General features: G+C 54.9%; 10 protein-coding genes. 5 read left to right on the forward strand and 5 right to left on the reverse strand.

Annotated features, from left to right (window positions below):
* Positions 1 to 11: 11 nt before the first annotated feature.
* The gene (locus KK078_RS28515; RefSeq protein WP_254094030.1) at positions 12 to 1259 is read right to left on the reverse strand and encodes a competence/damage-inducible protein A; all 1248 of its coding nucleotides are present in this window, start codon (positions 1257 to 1259) and stop codon (positions 12 to 14) included.
* An 80-nt stretch (positions 1260 to 1339) separates the two neighbouring features.
* Between KK078_RS28515 and KK078_RS28520 the strand changes: the two genes are divergently transcribed.
* The 5 genes from KK078_RS28520 (at position 1340) to paaN (ending at position 6923) form a co-directional block, all read left to right on the forward strand.
* The gene (locus KK078_RS28520) at positions 1340 to 2359 is read left to right on the forward strand and encodes a nucleoside/nucleotide kinase family protein (RefSeq protein ID WP_254094032.1); all 1020 of its coding nucleotides are present in this window, start codon (positions 1340 to 1342) and stop codon (positions 2357 to 2359) included.
* Positions 2360 to 2412: 53 nt separating this feature from the next.
* A complete protein-coding gene (locus KK078_RS28525; RefSeq protein ID WP_254094034.1) occupies positions 2413 to 2967 on the forward strand; it encodes an RNA polymerase sigma factor in 555 nt (184 codons plus the stop codon).
* Complete coding sequence (locus KK078_RS28530) at positions 2951 to 4258, forward strand: hypothetical protein (RefSeq protein ID WP_254094036.1); 1308 nt, start codon at positions 2951 to 2953, stop codon at positions 4256 to 4258. The genes KK078_RS28525 and KK078_RS28530 overlap by 17 nt, the downstream gene beginning before the upstream one ends.
* A gap of 174 nt (positions 4259 to 4432) precedes the next feature.
* Positions 4433 to 5152 (forward strand): DUF4197 domain-containing protein, encoded by a 720-nt coding sequence (locus KK078_RS28535; RefSeq protein WP_254094038.1) that lies wholly within the window; start codon positions 4433 to 4435, stop codon positions 5150 to 5152.
* Between the two features lie 103 nt (positions 5153 to 5255).
* Positions 5256 to 6923 carry a phenylacetic acid degradation protein PaaN gene (paaN, locus tag KK078_RS28540; RefSeq protein ID WP_254094040.1) on the forward strand — a complete coding sequence of 556 codons (1668 nt, stop codon included), beginning with the start codon at positions 5256 to 5258 and terminating at the stop codon, positions 6921 to 6923.
* 10 nt (positions 6924 to 6933) lie between these two features.
* On the opposite strand, the gene KK078_RS30720 is transcribed toward paaN, so the two are convergent.
* From KK078_RS30720 to KK078_RS28560, 4 genes are all read right to left on the reverse strand, one after another.
* A complete protein-coding gene (locus KK078_RS30720; protein WP_317196005.1) occupies positions 6934 to 8295 on the reverse strand; it encodes a glycosyltransferase in 1362 nt (453 codons plus the stop codon).
* A 2-nt stretch (positions 8296 to 8297) separates the two neighbouring features.
* Entirely contained in the window at positions 8298 to 9107 is an 810-nt protein-coding gene (locus tag KK078_RS28550) for an SDR family oxidoreductase (RefSeq protein WP_254094042.1), read from the reverse strand.
* A 3-nt stretch (positions 9108 to 9110) separates the two neighbouring features.
* The gene (locus KK078_RS28555) at positions 9111 to 9479 is read right to left on the reverse strand and encodes a DMT family protein (RefSeq protein WP_254094044.1); all 369 of its coding nucleotides are present in this window, start codon (positions 9477 to 9479) and stop codon (positions 9111 to 9113) included.
* 79 nt (positions 9480 to 9558) lie between these two features.
* On the reverse strand, positions 9559 to 9943 hold a 385-nt coding region (locus KK078_RS28560; RefSeq protein ID WP_254094046.1), incomplete at its 5' end, for an ATP-binding cassette domain-containing protein.

The raw sequence follows: 9943 nt of genomic DNA on the forward strand, positions 1-9943 counted from the left end.
AAGCGTAGTGGCTACTGCGGCAAGCTTTGGCGGATCAGGTTCAGCGAGGCGAGCGACGCCAGGCGAATGTTCAGGTCGCGTTCCTTCGACAGCTGCAGCTTGCGCGTGACGGTCTGATGTTTGTCGGAATAGGCGACCCACACCGTGCCCACCGGCTTCTCGGGCGTGGCCCCACCGGGGCCGGCGATGCCGCTGGTAGCCACACCGATGTCGGTATTGAATTTCGCCCGCACCAGGTTGGCCATCTCGCGTATCGTTTCTTCGCTCACGGCGCCATAACGCTCCAGCGTTTCGGGGCGCACACCCAGCTGGCGCATTTTGATCTCGTACGCATAGGGTATGATGCTGCCCAGGAAATACGCCGAGCTGCCGGGCACACTCGTGATGAGGTGCGACAGGTAGCCGCCCGTACAGCTTTCGGCAACTGCCAGCGTCAGGTTGAGGGTTTGCAGCCGTTGACCCAGGACTACTTCCAGCGGCGATTCTCCATAACCGTAAATAAACTGGCCGACACGTGTTTTTAATACCTCCACCAATTGATCGGTCTCTGCTTGCAGGGATTCCCGCGAGCTGCCGATGCCGGTGAGGCGCAGCTTTACCTCGCCCAGGCTGGGCAAGTATGCCAGCTTGATGTGCGGGGGCAGCGAGCTTTCCCAGTCGGCAATCTTTTCTGCCAGGAACGACTCGCCGATGCCTACCGTGCGGATCACGTGGTGGTGAATGACGGGGGTAGGGAAGGTGGCTTTTAATTTCGGGATGACGAGGTCGGTCATCATGCGTTTCATTTCGTGGGGCACGCCGGGCATGGAGACAAACACCTTGCCCTGGCGGGAAAACCACATGCCGGGAGCGGTACCCACGGCGTTGGTGATCTTGTCGCAGCACACCGGCAGGGCGGCCTGCTGGATGTTGACCCCGGTCAGCTCGCGGCCGCGGCTTTTAAAGAATTCAGTTACTTCGGCCAGCGCCTCCGGGTGGATCGCAAGCTCACAGCCAAAATATTTTGCCAGGCAGGGTTTGGTCAGGTCGTCGTTTGTCGGGCCTAAGCCCCCCGTGATCAGCACGATGTCTGCACGTTTTTCCGCTTCCGCGAATGCCGCCAGGATTTCGCTTTCCTGGTCTCCTACGGTAGTTTTGCGGATTACTTTGATGCCGGCTTGCGCCAGCGCGGTCGCCATCCACTGGGCGTTGGTATCAACGATCTGGCCATACAGGATTTCGTCGCCGATCGTCAATAATTCCGCTAAAACAGTCTTCATAAAGGATCTAAAATATTTTTAACCACCGTCCAACGTTCCACAAAGGAAGCCAGTCTTACCCATAAAACAAACTGCTGCTTATGAATGATTCTTTTTCGCTAAAACGCCTGTGGCCGCTTTCACTAACGCTTTTGTTAGCGGCTTCGTTCAGCGCATGCGATGTGCTGGAAGATGATGATCCGATCGGCGGTGGCAAGGGAGTGGTGATCGACGACTCGGATGTAAAAATGCTGGCCCAGGGTACGGCGTTTATCGACCTCTACGCCCGCGTCAAGACAGAACGGCCCATACGCCTCGATATCACCGCCGAGCCTGGTCGTGGTACCCTGCGCGAGCTGCGCACGGGCCTCCTGCAATACCAGCCCCGTTATGATTTTACCGAGGGCCGTGACTCCTTCCGGGTGTCGGTATATGCGGAAGACAACACCCTGCTGCTGGAAGATACCGTGGGTATCGTCATCGAAGACGACACCACCAACCTGCCGTGCGGCGTCTATACACGCAGCGACTCGGCCCACGTGTGGGGCGACACGACCGTATACATCTATCCGCTGGCCAACGATGTATTGTGTGGCGACACGACGCGTTACCGCATCGAAATCTATCAACCCAACGGCAGCCAGCCGCCCCGCTACGGGACGGCCATGCTAAATACCCCCTATAATTCTATCTCCTATGCGCCCACCAGCAACCCGCCGAAGGACGACATGATCGTCTACAAGGTATACGACACTACCGATACCACGCGGATGGGCTACGGCGTCATATTCATCCGGGCAACGTCCGGGCCGGTTGAGCCACCCGAACAGCCCTGTCAGTTCGCGTTGATAGACGATGCCTATACACTGTTGGTGGATTCGCTGAAGGGCGATTCGGTGAACCTCAGGCCCTTCGAAAATGATGTCTTGTGTGACTCCTCCTCGCGGTACACGCTGGACATTGCGCAGCAGCCGGCGCACGGCTGGGCGGCGTCGTACAATTCCGGCGTCGTATATAAGCCGGTGGATGAACCGTACCGGGGCATGCGCGACAGCCTGGTGTACCGGGGGTGTCGCGGCGATACCTGTCGAACGGCAACCATTAGAATATACTTTCACTAACGAACCTCCGCGAGAGAGCCTCCTGTACCCCAGGAGGCTTTGCTCGTTTCAGTATGATCGGACCGGAATTATTTGAACAGTGTAAGCGAAAGGATGGCAGGGCGCAGCAGTCCCTGTACATGCTTTACAAGGCACGGCTCATGGGCCTGTGCCGGCGTTATGCTGCAGATCGCGAGGAGGCTCAGGACATCTTACAAGAAGCATTCATCAAGATCTTTACCAACATACACCAGGTCTCGGCGGCCGGGAAGCTGGAAGGCTGGATGAAGTCGGTGGCGGTGCGAACGGCCATCGACCATTATCATAAACGCAAGCGCTCGATCGTCTTTCCCGAGACGGACCACACCCCGGAGGTTGCCAGCGCCGACTATGAAACGATGCTGGACAATCTCACCGACGAATACCTCGTATCGCTGGTCAACGGCTTGCCGGAGGGATGCCGGCTGGTATTCAACCTGTTTGTGGTAGAAGGATACAGTCACACGGAGATCGCCGGGCTGCTCGGCATTACCGAGGGCACGTCTCGTTCGCAACTGCATCATGCTAAATTTCTTTTGAAACAACGACTTACAACGCTGGGAGTGAAACGTTATGAAAAACTTGCCTGAAAATAACTTTTGGAACGAGATCAAGGACCGGCTCGATCACTATGCGGAGGAGCCTGCCGACGACTCGTGGGACAAGATCGCAGGAGCGATCAACAACACGCCGCAGCCGCGCATCATCGCCTGGCTGGAGCGGCGCGCATCGTCTACACAAGTCAGTCTGGCGGGGTTTGCATTCCTGGTAGCGTTGGCAGCAGGGGATCAAGCGGCCACGACGTGGGGCAGCTTCGTTGCCGATGCCGGGGTTGAGCGAGTAGAAGAAAATACAGCAACAGTACAACAGGAACATAGCGCAAGGGCAGCGAACGTGCATGACCAGCAAAGCGCTGCACGAGAGACGTCCGGCAAGATGAATAGCGTTGGTGATGTTAACGATGCAGGTCGGAACGTCGTGCACAGAAGTGATCAGCAGAAGATCGCGGCACACACCGATCCCGGCAAGGTTGCACTTTCTGAAACATCGCCGATTGCACCGCTGGATACAACAGGCATTGTTGATCCCGTGTATACAGGCAAACACGGATTATCCGCAGAAATGGGCCCGGCTGTTGATACGGTGGATCAAAAGGATCCTGACAAGAAGAAAAAGGATGTCGTTGTCACGACCCGGGAGAAAAAAGAGGCGGAGAAAAAGGATGCGCAGCTTCACATTCCGATGGTGTACTTTCAGGTTGGCCCTTCTTTGGCGTTTCATAAAATAACGCCCTCCACTAGCGATGATGTGACGATCACCGACCTGGAAGAGTCTGGTGTATTTGCCACTGATCGTGCCGGTTTCTCCGTGGAAGCGGGGTTCCAATATCCTGTATTACCGCGGCTGGAAGTATATGGCGGGTTATCCTATTATCAGCAAAATCAGAACATCCGCTATACGCTGGCACGGGCAGCATCGGGGGGTGTGTCTGGCAATGCAGACGATGGGTATGTATTTACGCCAGCCACCGGCACACACGAGGTGAAGTATACCATGCGCAACGCCGGGGTATCGGCCGGTGTGTTCTATCGCGTGAAGACGCATTTGCTGGAGCATAAGCTCGGCGTCGGCGTATTGTACCAGCAAGGTTTTCAAAGTGCCGCGGGCGAAGGCAGTGCGTATACGAATAAAGGCTCGAAGTACTGGCAATATCAACTGCAGTATCGTATGGAGGCAGGTTTGAACGATCATATGCGGCTGTACTTTCAGCCGGGCTACACGCACGCGTTCCATGTGGATGAAAAGCTGAACGGGCTGTTTACGATCAAACCTTATCGTGCGGGGATAAGTGTGGGGATTGTGTATTTGTTTAAGAAATAGCGAATGATGTCGAGGGGCGCTTGTCGGCAGTTGCAAACTGCCGACCGGTACAGGCACAAGTTACGCCGCTGCGCTAACGCTTGCGGCTAAACTTGCGTCAGCAATCCATGGACGAACGGGATCGGCGGCTGAATGTGGTGAACTTTTTTTACCTTGCCGGCGAAATACATCCTTATGAAATTCTTCCCGGTACTCCTGATCACGCTTTTGTTAACTGCTTGTACGTCGGCACAGCTCAATCAAACCATGGGCGAGGTGAACAAGGCGCTGGGCAAAGATGCGCCGCTCACGACGGCGGAGGTGGCCGAAGGGTTAAAACAGGCATTGATCAATGGTATCTCCAATGGCTCCAGCATGGCGTCGCAACTGGATGGGTATTTCAAGAATCCGAAGATCAAGATCCCTTTCCCGCCGGACGTCAAGAAGGTGGAGGACAAGCTCCGCCAGATCGGGCTGGGCGGCGAGGTAGATAAATTTATTATGACCCTGAACCGCGGTGCGGAAGATGCCGCGAAGGAAGCCAAACCCATTTTCGTAGCCGCCATCAAACAGATGACTATACAGGATGCCTGGAGCATTCTGCGTGGCTCGGATAATGCAGCCACGGAATATTTGAAGCGTACTACTTCGTCGCTGTTGTATGATAAATTCAAGCCGGTCATCCAAAACTCGCTCAACAAAGTAAACGCCACCAAATACTACGGCGACATCGTTACCCGCTATAATAAGATCCCGCTGGTGGAAAAGGTGAATCCGGACCTGACCGACTACGCCACCAACAAAGCCATGGACGGTCTGTTTATATTAATTGCGGAGGAGGAAAAGAAGATCCGCCTGGACCCTGTAGCGCGCACGACCGAGCTGCTGAAGAAGGTCTTCGGCGCGCAGAAATAATCCTGTTGTCCTACAGCCGGGGTGGTGTTTGGAAACCGCGTGGATATTCCAAACAATCGTTAACTTAGTCGTGCTAGAATAACCAAACCCCTTTGTTAACTGTATGGACTTTTTTGAAAAACATAAGGCCACACTCGATCGTGCCGTGGCGGCCCTTCACAGTCGCGTATTCTTCGCTAACTTTCCCGAACACCCTGCCCCGGCCGTCTACGGCGAGACCGCTGATGCCGACGGCCAGCAAAAGTTCAAGGACATGCTGGGCAAGAAATTCGAATCGCTGCAACAGCCCAATCCTTCCGGATGGGCGGGCCAGGAGGAGTCGCCCTACCTGCAACAACCGTTGGGAATCTCTTATCCTACGTTTACCGTCTCTGCGCTCATAGACGAGGCACAAAAAGCCTTTCATTCCTGGCGCAAAGCTTCGGTCGAGACGCGTACCGGAATATTACTGGAATCACTCGAACGCATCAAAGCCCGCTTCTTTGAGATCGCTTATGCTACCATGCATACGACGGGGCAGGGGTATATGATGGCCTTTCAGGCATCGGGTCCGCATGCGGCCGACCGGGCACTGGAAGCGATTGCCGCCGGCTACGAAGAGCTGGACCGTTTCCCGGCCAACGCGCTTTGGGATAAGCCCATGGGTAAGTTCAATGTGCAGCTCCACAAGGAATGGCGCGCGGTGCCGAAAGGTATCTCCGTCGTGATCGGTTGCTCGACATTCCCGACCTGGAATTCCGTCACCGGTATATATGGCAGTCTTATCACAGGCAACGCCGTCATTGTCAAACCGCATCCCGGTGCTATCCTACCCATGGCCATTGTCGTAGCCGAGATCCAACGTGCGCTGCAAGAGAATGGCTATGCGCCCACCACGTGCCAGCTGGCGGTCGATACTGCCGAAGCAACGATCACCAAAGCGCTCGCCGAACATCCCGCGGTAAAACTGATCGACTTTACCGGCAACGGCATCTTCGGCAGCTACCTGGAGTCGCTGCCCGGCAAGACCGTGTTCACCGAAAAGACCGGTGTCAACTCTGTCATACTCGACTCGGTAGACGATGCCGACAAGGTAGCCGCCAACCTCGCCTTTTCGTTATGCCTGTATAGCGGGCAGATGTGTACCGCGCCGCAAAACTTTTATATACCGGCGGCCGGGATCAAAACGCCTGCCGGTACACTTTCCGCCGAAGACTTTGGAAAGAAGCTGGCCGAGCAGATCAATGGCCTGGTGGATAACCCTAAAGCCGGACCGTTTGTGCTGGGCGCCATCCAAAATAAAAAGACGTGCGAGCGCGTAGCCGACGCGGCGAAGTTGCCCGGCGAGGTATTACTGGCATCGCGGGTATTTGAGAATCCTCAATTCAAACAGGCGCGTGTGGCTACCCCGATACTGATCGCGGTCGATGCCACGCAGAAAGATATCTTTAGCAAAGAGCTCTTTGGCCCCATTGCGTTGTTGATCAAGACCAACGATACCGATGCCAGCATTGCCCTGGCGCAGGAAATGGCGTTGCACCACGGTGCCATTTCGTGTGGTGCGTATACCACCGATCCGACGGTGAAGGAGAAGATCGCCGATGCCATGGCCCTGGCCGCTACGCCCGTGTCATTCAACCTGACGGGGGGCATCTATATGAATCAGAATGCGGCCTTCTCCGACTTCCACGTAACCGGTGGCAATCCGGCGGGCAATGCCTCTTTTACAAATCCGGAGTATGTTACCCGGCGGTTCACCTGGGTTGGGCACCGCGAGCCGGTAAGTAAATAAAAATAGTTTTTTAAACAGGAACCGTGCACTGGCGTATCGCCTGAAGGAATCGTTCAGGTGTATACGCCCGGCAGGCGTCTTGCATAGCCCGGATGTTCTGCCGGTATTGCGGATCGGTCAGTACCGTTTGAATGTTGTATGCAATGTCGGCTGCGGTGTCGTGCGCCATGTCGCCACGCAGGCCGAGGCCGTGATATGCGACTCGCACGGCATTACCGGGAGGATCCATAATGGACTCAACCGGATATACCAACAGGGGCACTCCTGCATCGATCGACTCTTTGATCGAGTTAATGCCGCCGTGCGTAATAAACAAGCTGGCATAGCTGAGCACATCCAGTTGGGGCACGGCGTGGAAGATATATACCTGTTTGGATTTTCTAAAATGTTTCGCAATCGTCCTTATCGCCAACAACCCTACGGATAGGATCAGAACAATATCTTTACCCTCTATTGCCGCCACGAGGCGATCAATAAATTCTTCGGTCGGCTCAGTATCTTCGGCGTGTACAGTGCCGAAAGAGCAATAGACACACGCCTTTCCCGCTTCAATTTGCTGCCGTACAGACTCCCGGGCGCGCAGATAATTATCCCTGGTTTCTTCCTGTGCTGTGGAACGGGCCAATGCGCCGATATAGTGTTTCAGGGGCGACGCCGGTATGCCGGGGAAATCGAGTTCTTGCGGAAGGAGGATAAATTCATGGACATTTTGTAAGGCAAGACCATAAAAAATCGTTCTGCCGGAGAAGAAATGCCGGGGGATGTTATTGCGTCGTACACGGCGGTGCAGGATGGTGCTGTCGTCCATGCCCAGGTATAGCAGTTTCTGTTTCCAGAGACGTTTCAGGCGTTTGAGTTTTAGCTTTATATGTGCGCGGCGTATGCCGGCAGCGTCGTCGGGTAAAACCGTGGTGTTGATCGGAGGTACGCCGGGTATCAGTGCGGCCGGAGGCATGGCATGCAGGATGCCGAACCGGATACCCCGTGCCTGCAGATGCGGGTATAGTACCAGGAAGTCGCTGGACTGCCGATCGTCTACCAATATCAAGTCAGGTTGCAAGTGATCCAGCAGGGTTGTCAGTTCCTGAGCACGTTCGGTATAAAGCCGATCGCTCCACCTGTCGAGCAGCGTGTGGAGGTACTGAGGCCTGCGATGCCGCATGTTGTTAACCCACCCTTCCAGGCCCAGCCCGAAGGGAACGGTCTTTAGTGGATAATAGGAAAAGCCTGATTCCAGCACGTATGTCTCGAAGAACCGAACGCCTGCAAATACCACGTTGTAGTCAGGGGCGAGTATTTTCGCCAGCGGAAAGCAGGGGTTCAGGTGGCCCTTACCGTGGTAGCATAAAAAAACAACACAAGGTTTATTCATAGTCAGCGTACACTTGCTGTGCGGATATAGCGGGCAAACCAGTTCGGGAACCACCGCTTGAATTTAACGCCGAGGGTTTCAATCCCGCCGATATATACTTCGTTCTTTCTCTTCTCGATGGCCCGCACGATTCTTTCGGCACACCACGCGGGCGGTTTACCGTGGTAGGTGGCATCGTCTTGCTTGCCCAGCGGGCTGCCGTCGCCGGTCACAGCAGAGAGTGTGATCGGCGTATGAATAAAACCGGGGCAGACGATCGTTACGGTAATTTTATCGCGCGTGTCCTTCCACAGTTCAGCACGTAACGAGTCAAAGAAGCCGTGCAGTGCATGTTTGGAGGCCGCATAGCCCGATCGGAACGGCGTGCCGAAAGTGCCCACCACGCTGGACACGGTTACAAAATGACCGGTTTCCCGTTTCATAAAATGCGGCAGTATATTTTTGGTGAGCGCCAACGCGCCGAAGTAGTTTATTTCCATGAGGCGGCGGTCTACGTCCAGCGTCGTTTCTTTTGCGAGCGACCGCTGGCTAATGCCGCCGTTGTTGACGAGGATGTCCACATGGCCAAAGACCTGGATCGCGGCATCGGTCGAGAGTCGTAACGTTTCGGATTTGGTGAGGTCGAGCGGCAGGACGTGTATGTGCGCCTGTGCTTCCGGCGGGCAGTTGCCCTTTACACGTTCCAGCTCTTCTTTTCGTCGGGCGGAAAGAATGAGCCGCGCACCTTTTGCTGCCAGGGCGTAAGCCAACGCTTCGCCGATGCCCGAGGAGGCCCCGGTAACCCAAACTACCTTATTTGCCAGCGTGCCCATGTATTATTTTTTGAAGATGAAATATACCGCCAGGATCAAAAAGCAAAAACCGATCAAGTGGTTAATCCGGAATGTTTCGTTTTTAAAGAACAACAGAGAAAAGCCCATAAACACCGTTAGCGTAATAACCTCCTGTATGACTTTTAACTCAACCAGCGAGAATGGCCCGCCGTATTCCCGGGAGCCTGTGCGGTTGGCCGGGACCTGTAGCAGGTACTCAAACAGGGCAATGCCCCAGCTGATGAGAATAACGATAAGCAGCGGCAGGTTCTGACTCCACTTCATGTCCTTGAACTTGAGGTGGCCGTACCAGGCAAAGGTCATGAAGATGTTGGAAAGCGTCAACAGCAGGATGGTGTAGAATGCCCTCATATGAGATCTATAGCGCTATAATGTTGAAACTAAAGTAGTATAAAAAAGGCCGCGTATCGGCGGCCTTTTCTACAGAATGTTATTTTACCAGTTTTTTATACTTGATGCGGTGCGGTTGCTCGTCACCCAGGCGTTTGCGTTTGTTCTCTTCGTATTCGCTAAAGCCGCCTTCGAACCAGACCACTTGCGAGTCGCCTTCAAAGGCCAGGATGTGCGTGCAGACGCGATCGAGGAACCAGCGGTCGTGGGAGATGATCACCGCGCAGCCCGCAAAGTTCTCCAGGGCCTCTTCGAGCGCCCGCAGCGTGTTTACGTCCAGGTCGTTGGTCGGTTCGTCCAACAGCAGCAGGTTGCCGCCCTGGCGCAGGGCGATGGCCAGGTGTACGCGGTTGCGCATACCTCCTGAAAGCTCTTTGATCTTTTTCTGCTGGTCGGTGCCGTTGAGGACACATATACACATCTGA

It is taken from the genome of Dawidia soli (genome assembly GCF_018598185.1).
Classification (GTDB): Bacteria; Bacteroidota; Bacteroidia; order Cytophagales; family Cyclobacteriaceae; genus Ohtaekwangia; species Ohtaekwangia soli.

Excerpts from the sequence above, each read along its gene's own strand:
- KK078_RS28515 (WP_254094030.1), bottom strand. The coding sequence starts at position 1,259 with ATGAAGACTGTTTTAGCGGAATTATTGACGATCGGCGACGAAATCCTG.
- KK078_RS28520 (WP_254094032.1), top strand. The coding sequence starts at position 1,340 with ATGAATGATTCTTTTTCGCTAAAACGCCTGTGGCCGCTTTCACTAACG.
- KK078_RS28525 (WP_254094034.1), top strand. The coding sequence starts at position 2,413 with ATGATCGGACCGGAATTATTTGAACAGTGTAAGCGAAAGGATGGCAGG.
- KK078_RS28530 (WP_254094036.1), top strand. The coding sequence starts at position 2,951 with ATGAAAAACTTGCCTGAAAATAACTTTTGGAACGAGATCAAGGACCGG.
- KK078_RS28535 (WP_254094038.1), top strand. The coding sequence starts at position 4,433 with ATGAAATTCTTCCCGGTACTCCTGATCACGCTTTTGTTAACTGCTTGT.
- paaN (WP_254094040.1), top strand. The coding sequence starts at position 5,256 with ATGGACTTTTTTGAAAAACATAAGGCCACACTCGATCGTGCCGTGGCG.
- KK078_RS30720 (WP_317196005.1), bottom strand. The coding sequence starts at position 8,295 with ATGAATAAACCTTGTGTTGTTTTTTTATGCTACCACGGTAAGGGCCAC.
- KK078_RS28550 (WP_254094042.1), bottom strand. The coding sequence starts at position 9,107 with ATGGGCACGCTGGCAAATAAGGTAGTTTGGGTTACCGGGGCCTCCTCG.
- KK078_RS28555 (WP_254094044.1), bottom strand. The coding sequence starts at position 9,479 with ATGAGGGCATTCTACACCATCCTGCTGTTGACGCTTTCCAACATCTTC.